Below are 20,190 nucleotides of genomic sequence, written 5' to 3'. Positions count from 1 at the left end.
TTTTGTTTGAGCGCATACTAACATCTTGAGGCAGACTTTTATATAGTAATATTGATGAAAATTGTCCTGCTATTCTATTATCAGCTTCTTTAAATAATAAGTGTCCGGATCAATTACCGGGAGTATCTTACTGTTAACCCTGATCCCCTTACTGTCTACCATTATTCTTTTAGTTCCGGCTTCGGTGGTTATATCAATAGGTAACGGTATTGAAATATTATCAAGCTGTATAAGGTATTTATTCCCTGGCTGCTGTTTTATATGCACTTCAAGCTTGTTAACGGACCGTAGGTATAAATCAAATAATGGTTTCAAATCCTTTCCCGATTCCTTGCTAAAAAACTGCTCCACATCGTCTGTCGTAACCAGGTTGCTGTAAGTATATTTAGGTGATGTTACAAATTTTTTAAGGGCCGGAAAAAATACGCTGTCGCCCATGATATAGCAAATGGTGTGCATAAAGAAAGCGCCCTTTCCATATATATCACCATTATATGCTGCTTCCTCATCAATATCTTTTCCTATTACAATAGGGATCTTATTGCCAAAAGTAGGTGCAGCCTGTTTGAAAAATTTAATATAAGCATCCTTACCTTCAAATTCTTTTACATATAATGCATCTCCGTAGGTGCAAATCCCTTCGTGTATCCAGTAGTCTGCCCAGTCTTTAGCGGTTACTTTATTACCCCACCACTCGTGTCCAAACTCATGGTGCATTAATCCATCATAATCTTCCCCGCCAACCTTTGTATAATGGAACTTATTTCCATAAGCATTCATGGTTTGGTGCTCCATGCCCAGGTGCGGGGTTTCGCAAATGGCTATTTTCTCTTTGGCCCAGGGATATTCTCCAAAATACTTCTCCTGCTCATGAATGGTTTTTTCAAAAATGTCCAGATGATGTTCTGCTTTTGAAAGATGTTCTTTCAAAACATAAAATTGCAGCGGTGTAACATGTCCGTCAATGGTTGTGTACTTGCGGCTTACCACAGCAAAATCACCCACATTAAACACGATGCTGTAGTTGTTGATGGTGTAATTTGTTTTCCAGTGAAAAGTTGCGGTTTCGCCATGTTTGGTCACTTTTTGAAGTAAGCCGGGTCCCGCCACTACCAAGTCTTTAGGTACGGTAATAATCATATCAACACCTTCATTCGGCTCATCAGACGGATGATCCTTACAAGGGAAATAAAGTTTGCCACCGGTACCTTCGGCCGTTATAGCCATCCATTGATGCCCGGTTGAATCCGTTTTCCAGATAAACCCATCATCCCATGGCGGTCTGCGGGCTACATGCGGTTTGCCACCGTATGTCACTTTTACGCTGGCTTTCCCGGCAGGCAACTCATTGGTAAGATTGATCCTGATCAGGTTGTTCTTATACTCAAATGGTTGCTTTTTATTGTTAACCAATACCTGGCTAATGTTCAGGGAGTCAAGCAGGTCGAACAATAAAACACGTGTTGGCTGCGCCATAATTACATCAATGGTGGTGGAGCAATCAATTGTTCTTTGCTTAAAATCAACATTCAAAGCAATGGTGTAATGCCTTACATCCATTATGGCTTGCTCTGGCTTTAGCTTGCCGCCGGAGGTTAGTTCCTGGGCGAAATTTTTACTTGTAAGTAAAAGAAATACAATTGTGAATAATTTACGCATTTGATTATTTATTTATCCGGTAATGTAAAACCTGATAGGAACGGTATATTTTGATTTTATAAACTTATTGTTCTTCATAGCCGGGATCCACTTTGGCGAAAGGTTCATCACATGCAGCGCTTCATCATCAAAAGCTATGCCCATGCTTTTTGCGACTTTTATTTCTGTTAAACGACCATCTTTTTCCACGAAAAAACTGATAATGACAATGCCTTGCGATCCACCGTCGTCATCCTTAGGCCATTTCAAATTTTTCTTTAAAAATGCGCTGAACGCTTCCTTACCTCTCGGGAATTCAGGCGGGGTTAAAGTCTGGGAGTAAGTTTTAATACTAAATGAAAATAGCAGCACAAGCATAGCTGCGGATATGATCAACAGTCTTTTCATTCACTAAATATAATTAATTCTCCCTTACCAGCAATCCGTCGGCAAAATCTCGCAGGTATTGTTTGTGTTCTTCGGGTAAACTAATGGCGTCAAGCGCTTCAAATGCTTTATCAGCATAGGTTTGCATAGCATCTTCTGCATGCTGCCTTATATTCAGAGAATTATAAATGGCGGTGACGGCTTCTACTTTTTCAATATTATTGAATTGCTTTAAAGCAATCCAATGGTTTAAATCAGCAGTTTGCCGGGGATCGGCTAATTCTTTAGCCTTTATTAACAGATATGTTTTTTTGTTGGAAATAATATCGCCGCCCACCTGTTTGCCGAATTTTTCCGGTTCACCGTACACGTCCAATATATCATCCTGTAGTTGAAACGCCAGCCCCAAATGCTCGCCAAAGCTACTTAGTAACTCAGCATCTTTTACATCAGCGCCACCTATTAATGCACCAATTTTTAATGCACCGCCTAAAACGACAGCGGTTTTTAAGCGGATCATATTCACATATTCATCAATATTTACATGATCCAGTACTTCAAACTCCATATCCAGTTGTTGACCCTCACAAACACCAACAGCCGTAGTATTAAAAATGTCAAGTATAGGCCGCAGTAAACGGTCTTCCACCTGCATCATTAATTTATAGCCTTCAACCAGCATAACATCGCCCGAAAGGATAGCAGCATTGTTATTCCAGCGCTCATGTACAGTGGTATTGCCGCGCCGTAGAGGTGCATTATCCATAATATCATCATGCATCAAAGTAAAATTATGGAATACTTCAATTGCAAGAGCAGGAGAGATAGCTGCGTCCACATCACCGCCAAAGAGGTCGCAGGCCATCAAAAGTAGGGCAGGGCGCATTCGTTTACCACCCAACGAGAGAATATAGCTTATAGGCTCGTATAGTGCCGCAGGATATATAGGAAAGCTAAGCTTGTTAACAGCATCACTTATAATTTCCTGCAAATCTTCAAGTTTCTTCATTTGTTTTTGGATTTCACCGATTCAAAGATGATTTCACTGATTTTATTTTGATTGATTAGCGAATGGTTGGAGAAATTCAACTACCCAACTCAATCCACCTAATCTAACTTACTCACCCCCTAACTACTCCTGTACCAGTGTAAAGTCGATCTGTTTTTTAGTGAGATCAACATTTTTTACCCTAATTTTAACCTCATCACCCAGCTGGTAAACTTTCTTTTTACGCTGACCGATAATGGCATAGTTTTTTTCGTCTAAAGTATAAAAGTCATCCGAAATATCTCGCAGACGGATCATACCCTCGCATTTATTTTCTATGATTTCTACATACATGCCCCATTCAGTAACACCAGATATAACGCCGCTAAATACGTTGCCAACCTGGTCGCGTAAATATTCAGCCTGTTTATATTTTACTGATGCACGTTCAGCATCTGCCGCTTTCTTCTCCATTTGCGAACTGTGCTGGCAAAGCTTTTCATAATGCTCTTCATTGGCGGATTGTCCACCGTTCAAGTAATGAAATAAAAGCCGGTGCACCATCACATCCGGGTACCGGCGGATAGGAGAGGTGAAGTGGGTGTAATGGTCAAATGCTAATCCATAATGGCTTGAACTTTTAGTGGTATAAATAGCTTTTGCCATTGAGCGGATGGCGAGCTGGGTAAGCACATTCTGCTCTTTCTTGCCCTCTACGTCCTCCATCAAAAAGTTAAGGGATTTTGCAGTTTCTTTGTCTGATTTGGTATTGATCTTATATCCAAACCTTGCAGCGAATAATGCAAAATTAGCAAGCGAATCTGGCTTTGGCGTATCGTGTACACGGTAAACAAAAGTATATTTATGCTTGCCTTTACCCAATTTGCTTACATACTCGGCAACCTTGCGGTTTGCCAGCAGCATAAAATCTTCAATCAGTTTGTGCGCATCTTTGCGTTCTTTTACATAAACACCGATAGGTTTGCCGGCTTCATCAAGTTTAAATTTCACTTCGGTAGTTTCAAAACTGATAGCGCCGTTTTTAAATTTGCGTTCCCTTAGCTTGTAAGCCAATGCATTCAATTTTAAGATCTCATTTACAAAATCACCAGCCTTATTTTCTATTACTTCCTGTACTTCTTCATAAGCAAAGCGCCTGTCGGAGTGGATTACTGTTTTTCCGAACCATTCGGTTATAATATGTGCTTCTTCATCCATTTCAAAAACAGCTGAAAAACACAGCTTATCCTCTTTAGGCCTCAATGAGCATAAGCCGTTTGACAAGCGCTCCGGTAGCATCGGTATTACCCTGTCAACCAGGTAAACAGATGTAGCCCGGTCAAGTGCTTCCCTGTCAAGTGCCGAATCGGGCTGTATGTAATGCGATACGTCGGCGATATGCACACCTACTTCATAATTACCATTATCCAATATTCTGAATGATAATGCATCATCAAAGTCTTTGGCATCAAATGGGTCAATAGTGAATGTAGTGACATTTCTAAAGTCGCGTCTTTTTGAAATTTCTTCGTTTGTTATTATATCTGATATCTCTTCAGACTCGTGTTCAACTTCTTTTGGAAATGATAACGGGAAACCATATTCCGCTAAAATTGCGTTCATTTCCGTATCGTTTTCGCCTTGTGTGCCAAGAATGTGCTTTATCCGGCCTATCGGGTTTTTTGCTTCAGCGGGCCAGTCAGTAATTTCAGCAACCGCTTTTATACCATTTTTAGCGCCGTTGAGTTCGCTCATCGGGATAAAAATGTCATGCATCATTTTACGGTCGTCAGGAATAAAAAAGGCAAAACGCTCAGATAGTTTTACTATCCCGGTAAATTCCATTTTTGCACGCTGCAGGATCTCAATTACCTCGCCTTCTTTATGCTTACCTTTGCTTTTTGCGTAAACATAAACTTTAACCCTATCGCCGTTTAGCGCATTTCTTAATTTACGGGGAGCAACAAAAATGTCGCTTTCAAACTCGTCATCAGTAACAATAAAAGCTGAACCGTCATTGGTGAGGTCAACTTTACCTTCAATAAAAGTTTTAAGTTCCAATAATTGAAACTTGCCTGGAACTACTTCTTTTAGGGTGCCGGTTTTTGTTTCGTCCCTAAGTATCTCAAAAATTATATCCCGGGCATCCGGGTCGCGAACGTTTAATTTGGCAGAAACTTGTTTGTAATTTAACGGTGTATTGCCGTTTTGCTCAAATATATCAAGTACCATTTGGGTAAGTACTTTTACTATAGATGAACTGTTTTTCTTTTTAGACATATGTATTATTTATACAAAGATACGATGTTTTCATTGCAGAAGGCGGAATGCGGATCAGCGATTTTTCTTCAAATCGCCAATCATGAAATTTTTGAGGCAGCTTGCGCCAATTTTCGCGTTGCATCCGGCAATTGTACCGCCAATCATACTCCCGGAATAGATGCAATCAGCCTTTTAGTGTATTCTTCCTTAGGACGATAGTAAATGTCATCCGGGTCACCCATTTCGACTATTTCTCCTTTGTTCATTACCATCATCCGGTCTGAGATATGTTTAATAACGGCAAGATCATGCGAGATGAAAATATAAGTAAGGTTAAACTCGGCTTGCAATTCGCGGATGAGATTCAATACCTGGGCTTGTACGGAAACATCCAATGCAGAAACAGATTCGTCGCAGATGATAAATTTAGGCTGCAGTGCCAGGGCTCTGGCTATTACGATTCTTTGCCTTTGGCCCCCGGAAAATTCATGAGGATACCTGTTGAAATGCTCAGGCAGCAAATTTACACGTTCCAGTAGTTCAAGCACCTTCTTTTTGCGCTTGCTATCATTGGTGTAAAACTGGTGCACCTGCAACGGTTCCATTAACGAATCGCCAACAGTTAAGCGGGGGTTCAGTGAGGAATATGGGTCCTGGAAAATAATCTGAAGATCTTTTCGAATCTCTCTAAGGGCATCTTTCCTTAAACTTCCTAAATCAGTATTTTCAAATTGTATGGTACCTGAGGTGGGCTCAATCAAACGTAAAATACTACGACCAAGGGTTGTTTTTCCACAACCTGATTCGCCTACCAGCCCAAGCGTCTCACCCGGATATACGTCAAAGCTTACTTGTTTAACCGCCTTTACAAATTCTTTTGACCTGCCGAAAAAACTATTTTTTATGGGAAACCACGTATTAAGGTTGCTAATTTTCAATAACGGTTGCTGGCTGTATAATTTGTTTTTTCGTTCGATAATTTCACCTGCCGGATATTCATAACCTTTTCTTATCTCTTCAATACTAATTGCTTTTTTTGTATCCGTATCTAAAAAGTCGGCAATTACCGGTAGCTTTTTTAAATGGAGCTCAGGGGATGGGCGGCAAGCCAGTAACCCTTTTGTGTAGGAATGTTGCGGATGTGAGAATAGTTCTTTTACAGGCGCCTCCTCAACAACTTCACCTTTATACATCACCAATACCCTATCTGCAATTTCGCTGATCACACCCAAATCATGTGATATAAAGATCAGGCTCATATTGCGTTCAGCTTTTAGCTTTAACAATAATTCTATAATGGTTTTTTGTACAGTCACATCAAGGGCAGTGGTGGGCTCATCCGCAATCAGGATCTCGGGGTTGCAGGACAGTGCCATTGCTATCATTACCCTTTGCTTTTGTCCGCCCGATATTTGGTGCGGGTAACTGTCAAAAATAGCTTCTGGCCGGGGGAGTTGCACTTCTTTAAACAGTGCTATCGTTTTTTTCTTTGCTTCGGCTTTTGTTGTATTGAGGTGCAATTGAATGGCTTCGGTTATTTGGTATCCGCAGGTTAAAACAGGGTTTAACGAGGTCATGGGCTCCTGGAAGATCATTGCCATCTGATGACCTCTTATTTTACGCATTTCACTCTCAGGTAAGCCACATAAGTTATTGTTATTCAATAAAATATGACCATTTATTAAAGCCTGGTTTTTATCCAGTAAGCGCATCAGGGCGAGGGAAGTTACCGATTTTCCAGATCCCGATTCGCCAACAATGCCGATAGTTTCTCCTTTCTTTAGATTGAAAGAGATGCCTTTAACCGCCTCGAAAAGACCATTTTGTGTTTTGAATTTGATGTTCAGATCTTTTACCTTTAGCATTACACTATGGTTATACACTCATCGGTGATCAATTCTTCGCCCCTGTAACGCCGCAGTAATTGGGCAGTCGCCACCACATCCTTTTGGCAATAGATGCAAATTCTTTCCAATTCATTGTCAATCCAGTAAACTTTGCCAACCATACTGCCATCGATGTCGTCTTTAGGAGTGGGAATATCGAAAATTGCGGTAAGCAAACTTAATGAGGTGTAATTTTTATAGTCACCAAACTTCCATAGTTCCATTGTATCGAGGTGATAGATTTCCCATGGTTTTTTGCCTGATAGTTCTAATTGTGATGGAATCTTAATCCCATTTACCAGCATCCGGCGGCAGATATAAGGAAAGTCAAACTCCTTTCCATTGTGTGCACAAAGGATCAGACTAGCCGGTTGACCTGCCAGCAGCGCGGAGAATTTTTCCAGTAGTTCCTTTTCATCATGCGAAGCAAAAGACTTAACCCTTAAACCAACATTACGGCCATTAGTAAAGATTCCTACCGAGATACAAATAATCTTCCCGAATTCGGCCCAAATGCCCGCCCTTTCGTAAAACGCTTCTGCCGTTTCTTCTTTGCGTTGGTGAACGGTTTTTAAATCCCACAACTTTTGAAAATGCTCGGGTAACTCATCAAAGCTCTTGTACTGAGGGACAGTTTCAATATCAATAACCATCAGGTTATGAAGGTCGTATTGTTCAAGCATTTATTAGTTTTTGTTTTTTTGAGCAATATAAGGAATCAGTTCGCAGTTTTTAGTTGGCGGTTTGCAGTTTTTTGTCAAAAGATAATTCAAAAACTACTGCAAACTGCTCATTGGCGAATGTCAACTATTTCTGAAGTATTTCAAATTCAATGTGAACCGTGTTTCCGTTTTCGTCAACAAGGGTAAGCACGTGTTTACCAGGAGGTGGATTTACGGCCATTTGGTGAAAATCTGTCGTCTCCCCAACATATTTATTATCCAGGTGCCAAAAGATCTTAACCCCTTTCTGCCGGTGCGCAGCATTAAAGATCACCCTGCCACGACTACCATCTGCTTCAAGCGGAATGTAAATTTTAGCGCCATCTTTTGGATAAATAACTTCCATTGGTGCCGAATTTTCAGCCTGCACGCAATCAGGCCTGAATGGCGGTAAAACCCGATATTGGTAATTCTTGGTTTTATAATAATATTCCATCGAAGGGGGTAGTACAAACCAGTGTTTATTAACGATCTGATTTGGCGGGGTACAATTTCCTGTTACCTGCCATTTCTCATCCCAGCTAAGGTGAACCAATTGATGATAGGGGCAAACAGCTACCTTTAAACCGCTTTTCGGTACCCACATTTCATCCTGATCATCGCAATATTCGCCCGCGCGATAGCCACTTTGATGGCATACTTTTATTTTTACCATCTCGCCGACCGGCATCTCAAACCAATCGCGTGTAACAGGCAATAACCTGAAGATCTCAAAAAGGGCAGGAGCCGCAGTACTGATCCCCGTTAAATTGGGTCTGCCTTCGCCATCCGTGTTTCCAACCCATACACCAACAACATATTTTGGGGTTATCCCTATAGCCCAGCCATCCCTGAAACCGAAACTCGTTCCGGTTTTCCAGGCTATACGCTGGCTTGAACTGAATTGCTGCCATAACATCTCTTCACCGGGGCGCATCACTTCTTCCATAGCCTGCAGGGTATAAAAAATTGATCCTGCATCCAATAACCCTGATTTTTCCAGGTCTGGTTGTTTTGTTTCGGTGTTTATTTTATAAACCGGGTTATGGTAATCGGCAGGGTTGTACTTACCATTATATTTTTGGTAATGATTTAAAACACGTGCCATATCAGCATAAATCCCGGTCAATTCCCAAAGCGTATTTTCTCCACCGCCTAAAATTAACGAGAGTCCATAATGATCAGCAGGTCTTTTCAACGTGGTTACACCCATCTTTTGCAAAACGTCATAAAAACGCTCATATTTAAATTGCTGTAGCATCTTTACCGCGGGCACATTTAATGAACGTGATAATGCCTTTGAGGCCGGAACGGCGCCATCATAACCCAAATCAAAGTTTTCGGGATGGTATCCCGCGATCTGGGTTGGGATGTCCGGCATAAGGCTGTTTGGCAATAACAAGCCATCATGAAGCATAGAGGCATATAATACTGGTTTTAATGTGCTGCCCGGGCTGCGTGGCGCGTTGATAACATCCACGTCGCTTTCCATTTCGGGATCTTCCTTGTGCGCGATGTTACCTGCGTAAGCCAACGTGGCACCTGTTTCTACATCCAGCACGATAGCCGCAATGTTATTTACATCATTAGCCTTCAATACCTGGTGATGCCGCTCCAAAATATCATTAACCTGTTGTTGTAACGCAGCACGGATACTTGTTTTTATCCGGGTATCGCCATTTGTATTTATTTGGTGATCTGTTTTAAAGCGCTGCAGCAGGTGAGGGGCAAGTTGAGGCAGCGGCATGGGCCTGTCCGGTACGGGTTCAAACTTCGCTAATGCGGCTGTGGTTGAATCTATTATGCCGTTTCGATAAAGCCTGTCTAAAAGCAAATTTCTTTTTTTTAGCAAGGTAGCACGATTTTTACCCGGGTGTACAAGCGATGGCGAATTAGGCAATACAGCCATCGCGGCCATTTCACCCCAGGAGAGTTTATCCGGACTCCGGCCAAAATAGCGCCAGGAAGCAGCGTCGAGGCCAATAACATTACTGCCGAAAGGGGCGTTGCTTGCATAAAATGAAAGTATCTCGTTTTTGGTAAAGCCAGCTTCAAGCCTCATAGCCATAAATATTTCAATCACCTTATTCCAGATATTGCGTTTATGTTTGGTTGCAAGGCGAATTACCTGCATAGTTATGGTGCTGCCGCCGCTGGTTACTTTGTTTGATTGAAAATTTTGCCGGAAAGCCCTACCTAACGCGAGCAGATCAAAGCCAGGGTGGTGCATAAAGCGCTTATCTTCAAAAGTTATAATGCATTGCCTGAATTTTTCCGGGACGTCGGCATTGGGTGGAAACCTCCATTGTCCATCAGTTGCTATCGAGGCACCGAGCAATTGCCCATCCGTGTCGTCAATAACGTAAGAGGTTGGGCTATTGAATAATGGGCTGGGTAAACAAAGCCAAAACAGCAGGAACAAGGCCGACAAAAACGAAAGTATTATTATTACTTTTGGTTTTTTAATTAAAAAAGATATTCGGTTTGAACCCAGTCGCATTTATTGGAATGAAGATAGAGAAATTATCAATTATAATCCCTGCTTACAACGAAGGTAATACGATCCATTTAATTTTAGATAAGATTAAGGCAGTTAAGCTGATTGATAATATCCGAAAGGAAGTGATCATTGTAAATGATTTCTCGACCGATCATACAGAACAGGCTGTTCAAACCTATCAGCAAAACAATCCTGATCTACCAATAAGTTATTTTAAGCACGAACATAATAAAGGTAAAGGAGCTGCGCTTCATACCGGCATCTCAAAAGCAACAGGCGAATACCTTATTATCCAGGACGCCGATTTGGAATATGACCCGGAGGAATACAATGACCTGCTGAAACCAGTTTGTTCCGGCTTTGCAGACGTGGTTTATGGCTCAAGGTTTATGGGGAGCAACCCGCACAGGATATTATTTTTTTGGCATACGATAGGCAACCGCTGGCTTACTTTCGCATCAAACATGTTCAGTAACCTGAACCTTACTGATATGGAAACCTGTTACAAGTTATTTGATACCACGCTGATCCAATCCATCAAGCTAACCGAACAACGGTTTGGCTTTGAACCAGAGGTTACACAGAAAATTGCACGCGTACCAAAAATCCGGATCTACGAAGTTGGAATCTCTTATTATGGCCGTACTTATGAAGATGGAAAAAAAATAGGGTGGAAGGACGGAGTTAGGGCGATTTATTGTATTCTTAAGTACGGGTTGTTTAAGATGTAGTTGATTAAGTTGATTGAGTTAGATTAAGTTGATTTAGTTAAAGCTTAAAAAATCAATCCAACTCATTATTCTTTTTCCTTTTAATAAATTGGATATACCCATTTAATAGTTTTAAGCATTGGTCATATTCTTCCTGAAATGAATTTAGAAATTCTTCAGTTATTAATTCCTCATCAAATGCAACTATCATATGATCAAGTGTTTCAGATAATGAACCTCTTGCTATAATGCAAAATCGGATATTATCCTAGTGATGAAAGCGCCCGTGGCCTTCTGCGATATTGTTTCCTATTGACCTTGAACATCTAGTTATCTGATAGTGAGCCTGAACTTTTCCTCGGATGGGAACTTTTTCACCAAAGCAGAAACTATATTTCTTATCTTTCTTGCTTGTTTCCATGTTTCCAATTCTGTAAATGAAGCCATTCTCTAAATAACTTTCTTTTAATTTTTAACCTAATCAACTTAATCTAACTCAATCAACTTACCTAATCACCTCCACCCATTGCCCTTTTATTAAAGCTGTAATTGCATTATTGTACATTGCTTCGCAGTAAGTCGCTGGCAGATAATATTTGCCAGCATAGGCCGCATTTAACATAACATAATAAGTTACTTCTTTGCCTTCCGGTAAACTAAAATAAGTATTCACCCGGTCGTCCCTTATATCCCTGTAATCTGATGGCGAGGATGGGAATGCTTCGGCGCCGTTCATCATGCGGGTATTCAGTATCTCCCAGCCAGATGGAAAGATTTGTGTAAGCGCCAGGTTATCGTAACGGCCGCGTTTACCGGTGTTCTTAATGATTACCTGTGCTACAAAGTCTGTTCCCTGTTTCAGGCTGGCCGGGTCTAATTGTTTACCGCCAAGGGTGGTGTAGGCAATCCGCATTTGTAAAACATCAGGGTTGATGCGTGTTTGCACATCTTCGCCAGATGATGGTTGTCCCTGTTGGATAAGCCTGATGTACAATTTATTAGTTCCCGTGTTTTTCAATGAAACGTTACCGCCCTTGGCATCAATAGGCAACTGCCATAGGTAAGATTGCGAACTAACGTTGGATTTTAAATTACCGGCCTGGTAACTAAAGGACAGCTTTGCCGATGATTTATGTTCACCGCAATACTGAGCAATAGCAATAAGGGAATAAGCTGTGGTTTGTGTGCTGTACCAATCGTCCTGTGATAATTTGTTCGCAACTGTCCGTAATAAGCCGGCAGCTTTTTGCTGTTGCCCAAGCAGGGTTAGGGTTTCCAATATCATGGCTTCGTCGCGCAAATCGGAGCCATAAGTACCGTACATGCTGTTGTATGGTTTAATTACTAGCGGTAAGCCAACAATCATTTGCAAACCTATCTCCGGCTGGCCAGCCAGTTTATAAGCTGCCGCCAACCGCCATTTTGCTTCAATGCTCAAATATTTAAATTCTCTAAGCCTGTTCATCGCGCCAAGTTCTGGTGAGCGGGCGAGCGCTAACAGGTATAAACGGTAGGCCTGCACCAAATCTGCGCCATAAAAGCTTCTCGAATCAGGTGCCCAGGTCAAGGCCTTTTGTTTTTGATATTTTTTCCATTGGTCTATAAACCCGAGCGGCAGGCTATACCCTTTTGCCTGCGCCGCCAGCATAAAATGCCCAGCATAATTGGTTCCCCAGTCATCGGCCTCGCCAACTCCGGGCCAATAACTTAAGCCCCCATTACTTACCTGGAACCCGTTTAACCTGTTTATGGTTGCTTTAATATTTCGTTCGCTTTCTGCTTTTTGCCTGGCTGTTAAATCAAGCAGTTGGTCAAGATACAATTGCGGGAATGCTGATGAAGTTGTTTGTTCAACGCAGCCATACGGGTATTCTATTAAATAACCCAGTCGTTTGGTCAGATTTAAAGGCGGGATAGATGCAGTTTCCAAAGTTGCCTTATTGGTACCATTAATGCCAATAGCCGTGTAAGGAGCATTCCAGCTTTCGCCGGGCTTAAGCTCCTTTTCCTGGATTCTAGTAACGGGTGGGTTAGGGTTACGAATATTAAGTTCAACATCATAAACAGCAGTTTCACCTCCACTTTTGGCAATGATCCGTACCTTGCCTACGCCAACGAAATCTTTGACACTTAAATCAAAGGTTACCAACTGATCACCCGGTTTTGCAAACGTGATGGACTTTTGATTATTGCCGCCAAGATTGCTAAAGGCATTTGATTGTACCTGAACATTTACCGTTTTAATATTGTTCTCCATTGCAAAAACGGTAACCGGCAATTGAATTTTCTCTGACGGGCCTAAAACCCTCGGCAGGGTAGCAAGGATCATCAAAGGCTTTTTAACAGCCACCACTTTCTCCGCATGGCCATAACTGCCATTATGCCCGGCAATAACCATTGCCTTTACAGATCCAATATACTGGGGTAAAGTAAATGTATGCGTTTGCTTATCTCCTGCATCTAAATGAAATGGCCCTAAAAATTTTACAACAGGTTTAAAACGGTTTACTGACACATTGTGGTTGGCACCCCCGCTTCCGTCACCGCCAATACTTAAGATCCGCTCCAGTCCACCACCGAAAGCGCCGATTATATAATCGAATAAATCCCATGTTTTTACACCAAGGGCCTCGCGTGCATAGAAAGTTTCATGTGGATCAGGGGTTTTATAGTTAGTAATATCAAGCAATCCTTCGTCAACTATGGCCACCGTGTAGGTCATTTCTTTGCCTGATGCTTCTGAAACAGTAATTGACGATTTCGTTTCAGGTCTGATCTTATCTGCCATGCTGATAACAGGTTTCAAAATGGTTTCGGGATTATCAACAGAAAGCGGAATAGCGCCATACATCCGGATTGGCAGATCGTTCACCGTTTGCGAATGGCGCTGCAGCAGGGTAACGTTCACAAAAATATTAGGAGCCATAGTTTTATCAATTTTGAAAGTATAGCGGGTTTGTCCTTTTTTTGTATCTATCCAGGCGGTTTTTAGCACTTTACTACCGGTTTCAAAGCTTACCAAAGCGCGGCCATCACTCATCGTTGGGATTGTCAGGGTGGCATCCTCACCAACTTTATAGCTGTTTTTGTCAGATGTAAAAGACAGCATAGCTGCTTCAGTTGGATTGGTTTGCTGTAACCGTTCTGACCAGTTTGACCAATCAACATATAAGATCTTCCCTGTTGAGTGACCTGTTTCCGGATCTTTAACCCTGATCAGGTAACGACCCCAATCGGCCTGGTTAATGCGCAGGTTCCATTTGCCGTGCCCGTTAACCACCTTTACTGCTGCCGTTTTAATGAGTTTGTTATACTTATCCTGTGTGAAATTACTTAGTGAGTTGCCTGTTTCATCCCACCACCAGCGCCATTGGATCTTATATAGCTCCAGCTCAACATTGCGGGTACCTTCAAATGGTTTGCCATTTACATCAACATCGGCAATGTCAATATCATGGTCTTTGTCGGTCACCAGCATTCCTGAAAGATCACTGCCTTTTTCTGTTTTAATCCCCACATACCCAGGGTAAACATTGTATGGCATACTCAGTGACTGAATGCTAAAATTCCCGCCCGGTTCAAATACTTTAACCAAAAAGTTGGCAGTTAACTGCCCCGGTGCCTGTTTTTCAATGTTGATATTGGTGTTTACTGACGCTTTACCGGTTTCATCAAGCCTGCCATCAAATATTGTTTGGGTTTGGGTAGTGAAGGCAAGGGTAGGGTCATCAAAAACATAATCTTCATATCCTTTAAATGCTGTTGATTTTGGTGATAAAAAAGCGTCAACCTTCGCTTTTAAACTTTGTGCCGTTCCGCCAAACAGCCATTGTGCAGTCAGGTTTCCGGTTACATCACCGCCTTTTGTTAGTTCTTTTGCACTGCCAAACGTTAAACCGATCTTTAACCGGTTAGGCATTATGGTTTCAACTTTTACGTTTTTTTCAAATACTGCGCCGCCAACTTTTACTTTAGCAGACCAGTTACCCGTTGGTGATGAGGCTTCAGTGGCGGTATGAAAACTATAGAATCCATCCAGCGATTTTGTTTGGGTGAGCCGCCGGTACAATTTACCATTCACATCATACAATTCAAACTGAACAGGAAGATCTGCCGGTAACGTTTTCAGTTTATCTTCCAGTATGAATGACATAAATATCGAATCGCCGGGTCGCCAAACGCCGCGTTCACCATATATAAATCCTTTTAAGCCACTTTGAATCTGCTCGCCACCCACATTAAAGCGGGAAAGTGGAAGTGAACTGCCATCGTCCAGCTTTAAATAGCCCCGTTCTTTTCCATTTTTAGCAACAAGCAAGTAAGGCTTGCGCTTCATATCGAATTTGGCAAGGCCATCACCGTCTGATGTTGTTTTCAATATTACCTGTTTTTGGTAATCGAGCAGTTCCAGCTCAACACCGCTCATTGGTTTAGTAGTTAAGATATTGGTTACCGCTACAAGCATACCATTATCGCTGCCTCGTTTCGCTATCAAGCCGATATTTGATGCGATAATATTTCTAACCGCCCAGCGATCTTTGCTGAAGTATGAATTGGTGCAGGGATCATTACGTTCCTGCCAGTTGTAGCCATCCGGGTAAAAATTATCATACCTCGACCAAAAATCATCATCCTCATCGCTTATCGAACCTGAATTAGTACCAAAGCTTCCGTTACCCTCATAACCGTAGCCTTCATCATCGCCCTCATTTTTTAATACAGGAGAGCCGGCTTTACAATTATATATGGAATAATCTTTTCTGAAACCTATAATTACCCTATAAATTGCTCCGGGTTCTGTACGCAAAAGCTGGTCGATATCGAGCATAAAGCGGTTCTTCTTGCTCAGATTAAGGCTTTTATCCTCATCAAGCCTGATAGTTTTTTGAACAACCGGCTTTCCAACATGCCGTAACTCTTCGCCGCCGTCAAATCCGTTGTTCTGGAAATATTGAGGCACATTATTTTCATAAATCTTTACAATACTCACATCAACCGCATTCAGGTTGGTAGCTTCAAAAGGCATCATCAGTTTACCCGAATCAGGCAGGATCACTCCCTTGCCAGGGATGGTTACAGCAGGTAGCCTGTTTTCAAAAAACACGTTGGCAGTATAGGCCTTTGTGATCTTTTTGTGCGATATATTTTCAACGCCTTCGTTTACAAATACGCTATAGTTTCCCTGTAAGCGCTCCGGTGCATAAACTTTTACCATGCTGCCTTCAATGGTGTATGCCGCGTCTGTTACATTACTCATTCCCACAAGGCCATTTAGTTCCTGGCCAACCATTATATTATCAGAAAACTGAACCAGTATATATTGGTCATTATCCTGCACTGCACTAATATTTAGCACCCTGAAATCGCCAATAGCTGGGATGTCAAAAGATTGACTGCCTTTTTTATCAACGTGCAATGCCTCGCCGTCCCAGTTTATGGTAAGTTTATTTGTAATGCCATTTCCCCTATTTAACTGGTTGATGGTAAAGTGGTGCGTTTTAGTGACAGGGTTATGCTGCCATACTACACTGACAGGATTTACAAAATTTGCGCTGATGATTTTTTCTATATCAGCAGGATCTTCATTATCAGCAGTTTGAATAACGCCGCCAAGCTTCATTTTATCAATAGCGGTATTCGTAGCGGTCTGTAAGCCGGTAAATGTAACCGTGTAGTCTGGTTTTGTAGTTTGGAAGCTGAACTTAAAATCTGAAAACCTTCCGTCAACGTCAACGATCTTTTTTAGTTTAAAATCGCCGGTGTAGTTTTTATCCGGATCGAGTTTCCCTTCGGGCCTGAACTCAACGGTGCGGGCATCTATCCAGTATGCTTTACCTTTAATAGAAGGAGAGAAGCTGAAAATATTATCGCTTAAAGGTGCATTTTGCTCATGGCTTACCTGAACCTCGCTGGCCAGCCTGATTTTGATGGTGCTGCCTTTAGATATTATGCCGGTAGTATATGATTCAATGTATTTACTGAATTCAGGGTCAACAGCCGGTTTTTGGCGGTGACGGAAAATAATAAAGACGACCGAAATTGCCAGTGCTAGAAAAATACCGAGGCTGATTAATCCTTTTCGGGTACGGAAAAGGCTATAGAAAGTATCCATGGACAGGTTTATTTATTATCACGTAAATTATGAAATTAATGACAATAAATAATTTTTATTTCGGAATACTGATCGGGATTTTAGCGTGTTTTACAAAAATATTTAAAGTATCATCACGCCAACCTTATTTATCACAGGGAGCTTTGTAAAATTCATTTCAACAATACTTTCGGGTAAAAAAATATATTTTTTGTCGTAGATGTCTTTACCGATGTAATAGCTTAACCAGTATTCATTGTTTAAGCCAAAAGTCTGCTCGTCAATAGGCTCAATAAGTTTATAGGAGTTGCCGTCAACTATAGGAATCATGTGACGAAGGGTAGATGTTTTTACCTGCACACCATCTTTTTCACCATAACCCTTCGAAGTGATTAGGATGTTCTCTATAGGTACGTTCTTAAGATTAATTAAATAAACGTACCAGATCTTGCTCTCAACGCTTTCTTTTTCAAGCGCCACCGCGATGGCAATATCCTTTACAATATTTTTGGGCAGGTCTTTTATCATCTTTTGCTTGATTAAGTTGATTGGGTTTAATTAAGTTGATTGAGTTAGGGAGAAACTACTTAATCAACCGTCCACTCAATCAGCCTAATCAACTAATCTATTTCTTTTTTGCTACAGCCTTTTTCTTAGCAGGGGCCTTTTTAGTTGCCGGGCTTGCAGCTGCAGTTTTACCAAACCTTCCTTTTTTTACATCTTTTGGCGCAGCGTCTGCCAGGGCTTTGCATTCATCGTATGTAAGTGTTAAGGGGTCTTTATCTTTCGGGATTTTTACGTTAAGTTTTCCAAATTCAATATACGCTCCCCACCGCCCGTTCAAAACTTTCATCGCAGGATCTTCATCAAATGCCCTGATAAGTTTTTCAGCATCTTTTTTACGTTTCTCCAGAATAAGTTCAATCGCCTGCTCTTCGGTAACATCAAGCGGATCAATCCCTTTTGGTAACGATACAAATAAACCGTTATGCCTTATATATGGCCCAAACTTGCCGATAGCAACAGTCATGTCCTTATCTTCAAATATTCCTGCTTTTTTAGGCAGCTTGAAAAGTTCAAGTGCTTCTTCAATGGTAATGGTTTCTATGCTCTGTCCGGTACGCAGACTGGCATAAAGCGGTTTGTAATCTTTATCCTCGTCGGTGGCATTTTCACCAACCTGTACAAATGGACCGTAACGACCGATCCTTACCGAGATCTTTTGGCCGCTTTCCGGATGAACACCCAACTCCCGTTCGCCGGTTGCCTTAGTGGCGGTTTGGGTAGTGTTCTCCACTTCCTTATGAAATGGCGTGTAAAAGCTGTGGAGCATATCTGTCCACTCTTTCAAGCCCTGGGCTATTTCGTCAAACTGCTTTTCAACACTCGCCGTAAAGTTAAAGTCAACAATATCTGTGAAATGCTGAACCAGGAAATCGTTCACTACCGCGCCTATATCCGTTGGGAAAAGTTTTCCGCGCTCTGCACCGGTATTTTCAATCTTTTCTTCTTTCGTTATCTGATCGCCTTTTAGTGTCAAAACCCGAAACGCTCTTTGTTTTCCATCGCGTTCTTCCTTTACAACATATCCGCGATTTTGAACGGTCGAAATAGTAGGAGCGTAGGTTGACGGGCGTCCGATACCCAGCTCTTCCAGTTTTTTAACCAAACTAGCCTCGGTATATCTGGCAGGCGGACGGGAAAAACGTTCAGTTGCTGACATTTCCTGCAACGCCAACCGCTGCCCTTTTGTAAGCGGAGGCAGCATTGCGTTTTCGCCATCCTGCACGTTATCCTCATCGTCATCACTGGATTCGAGATAAACTTTAAGGAAACCATCAAATTTCATCACCTCGCCATTCGCTACCAGGTCTTGATTACGGGTTGATATACTGATCTTTGCAGTGGTTTTCTCAAACTGTGCCTCACTCATTTGTGATGCTATAGCGCGTTTCCAGATCAGTTCGTATAAACGCATCTCTCCGGAATCGCCCTGTATCGTGTGCTTGCTAAAATAAGTTGGCCTTATGGCTTCGTGAGCTTCCTGCGCGCTCGCACTCTTTGTCTTATATTTCCTGTGCTGGTGGTATTTATCTCCGTAAGCCGATACAATTTCGTCTGCCGCAGCATTTAATGCGGTATCAGATAAATTAACCGAATCTGTACGCATATAGGTAATATGTCCCGCCTCATAAAGCTTTTGCGCAACCTGCATGGTACGTGAAACAGAATACCCCAGTTTTCGGCTGGCTTCCTGTTGCAGCGTTGACGTAGTAAAAGGAGCAGCAGGAGATCTTTTGGCCGGGCGCGTTTCCAGCGACTTTATGTCGAAATCTGCACCAAGGCAATCCTGCAAAAACTTTTCAGCGTCTTCCTGTTTGGGGAAGCGCTCCGGCAATTCGGCTTTAAAAGCTTCTTTACCTTTACCAAAAATTGCTACTATTTTAAATGCAGCCTCTGATTTGAATTTGTTGATCTCGCGTTCACGGTCAACGATTAGCCTTACAGCCACCGACTGTACCCGGCCTGCAGAAAGGGATGGTTTTACCTTTTTCCAAAGAACAGGAGAGAGTTCAAAACCCACTAATCTGTCAAGCACGCGACGGGCCTGTTGTGCGTTTACTAAATTATAATCTATTTTTCGCGGCGTTTCAATTGCCTTAAGAATAGCAGGTTTAGTTATCTCATGAAAAACTATGCGCTTTGTTGTGGCATCTTTTAACCCTAAAGTCTCGAACAAGTGCCATGATATAGCTTCCCCCTCACGGTCCTCGTCCGATGCAAGCCATACCATATCTGCTTCTTTAGCTAATTTCTTTAATTCGCTAACTACCTGCTTTTTATCTGCAGGTACTTCATAATTTTGTTTAAAGTTATTAGCAATGTCAATGGCATCATCAGATTTAACCAGATCGCGGATATGCCCGTAACTCGACTTAACAGTAAAGTCTTTGCCAAGGTATCCCTCGATGGTTTTGGCTTTCGCCGGAGATTCTACAATGAGTAAATTTTTAGCCATTTAAGCAG

Annotated in this window: 11 protein-coding genes and 1 pseudogene; 1 reads left to right on the top strand and 11 read right to left on the bottom strand. The window is 41.8% G+C overall.

Going from position 1 to position 20,190, the window contains the following annotated elements:
* Positions 1-69: 69 nt before the first annotated feature.
* The 7 genes from MuYL_RS13675 to pbpC form a co-directional block, all read right to left on the bottom strand.
* A complete protein-coding gene (locus tag MuYL_RS13675; RefSeq protein ID WP_094571110.1) occupies positions 70-1,659 on the bottom strand; it encodes a M1 family metallopeptidase in 1,590 nt (529 codons plus the stop codon).
* Between the two features lie 12 nt (positions 1,660-1,671).
* The gene (locus MuYL_RS13670; RefSeq protein WP_094571109.1) at positions 1,672-2,046 is read right to left on the bottom strand and encodes an energy transducer TonB; all 375 of its coding nucleotides are present in this window, start codon (positions 2,044-2,046) and stop codon (positions 1,672-1,674) included.
* A 13-nt stretch (positions 2,047-2,059) separates the two neighbouring features.
* On the bottom strand, positions 2,060-3,034 hold the full coding sequence (locus MuYL_RS13665; protein WP_094571108.1) for a polyprenyl synthetase family protein: 975 nt from the start codon (positions 3,032-3,034) through the stop codon (positions 2,060-2,062).
* Between the two features lie 123 nt (positions 3,035-3,157).
* Entirely contained in the window at positions 3,158-5,293 is a 2,136-nt protein-coding gene (rnr, locus tag MuYL_RS13660; RefSeq protein WP_094571107.1) for a ribonuclease R, read from the bottom strand.
* A 143-nt stretch (positions 5,294-5,436) separates the two neighbouring features.
* Positions 5,437-7,140: an ABC transporter ATP-binding protein gene (locus tag MuYL_RS13655; protein WP_094571106.1), complete on the bottom strand. Its 1,704-nt coding sequence runs from the start codon at positions 7,138-7,140 to the stop codon at positions 5,437-5,439.
* Positions 7,140-7,844 carry a 3'-5' exonuclease gene (locus tag MuYL_RS13650; protein WP_094571105.1) on the bottom strand — a complete coding sequence of 235 codons (705 nt, stop codon included), beginning with the start codon at positions 7,842-7,844 and terminating at the stop codon, positions 7,140-7,142. The genes MuYL_RS13655 and MuYL_RS13650 overlap by 1 nt, the downstream gene beginning before the upstream one ends.
* A gap of 124 nt (positions 7,845-7,968) precedes the next feature.
* A complete protein-coding gene (gene pbpC / locus MuYL_RS13645; protein ID WP_094571104.1) occupies positions 7,969-10,362 on the bottom strand; it encodes a penicillin-binding protein 1C in 2,394 nt (797 codons plus the stop codon).
* Between the two features lie 8 nt (positions 10,363-10,370).
* On the opposite strand from pbpC, the gene MuYL_RS13640 reads away from it, so the two are divergent.
* On the top strand, positions 10,371-11,093 hold the full coding sequence (locus MuYL_RS13640; RefSeq protein ID WP_094571103.1) for a glycosyltransferase family 2 protein: 723 nt from the start codon (positions 10,371-10,373) through the stop codon (positions 11,091-11,093).
* A 52-nt stretch (positions 11,094-11,145) separates the two neighbouring features.
* On the opposite strand, the pseudogene MuYL_RS23875 reads toward MuYL_RS13640, so the two are convergent.
* The 4 genes and pseudogenes from MuYL_RS23875 to topA all read right to left on the bottom strand — a co-directional run bounded on the left by MuYL_RS23875 (position 11,146) and on the right by topA (position 20,182).
* Positions 11,146-11,493 (bottom strand): annotated as a pseudogene (locus tag MuYL_RS23875) (four helix bundle protein).
* Between the two features lie 84 nt (positions 11,494-11,577).
* Complete coding sequence (locus MuYL_RS13630; RefSeq protein WP_094571102.1) at positions 11,578-17,184, bottom strand: alpha-2-macroglobulin family protein; 5,607 nt, start codon at positions 17,182-17,184, stop codon at positions 11,578-11,580.
* 102 nt (positions 17,185-17,286) lie between these two features.
* Positions 17,287-17,691, bottom strand: coding sequence for a hypothetical protein (locus MuYL_RS13625; RefSeq protein ID WP_094571101.1), 405 nt, complete (start codon positions 17,689-17,691; stop codon positions 17,287-17,289).
* A 97-nt stretch (positions 17,692-17,788) separates the two neighbouring features.
* Entirely contained in the window at positions 17,789-20,182 is a 2,394-nt protein-coding gene (gene topA / locus MuYL_RS13620) for a type I DNA topoisomerase (protein ID WP_094571100.1), read from the bottom strand.
* Positions 20,183-20,190: the final 8 nt, after the last annotated feature.

It is taken from the genome of Mucilaginibacter xinganensis (genome assembly GCF_002257585.1).
In the GTDB taxonomy this organism is placed as follows: Bacteria; Bacteroidota; Bacteroidia; order Sphingobacteriales; family Sphingobacteriaceae; genus Mucilaginibacter; species Mucilaginibacter xinganensis.
This window is presented reverse-complemented; position numbering and strand designations above follow the sequence as displayed.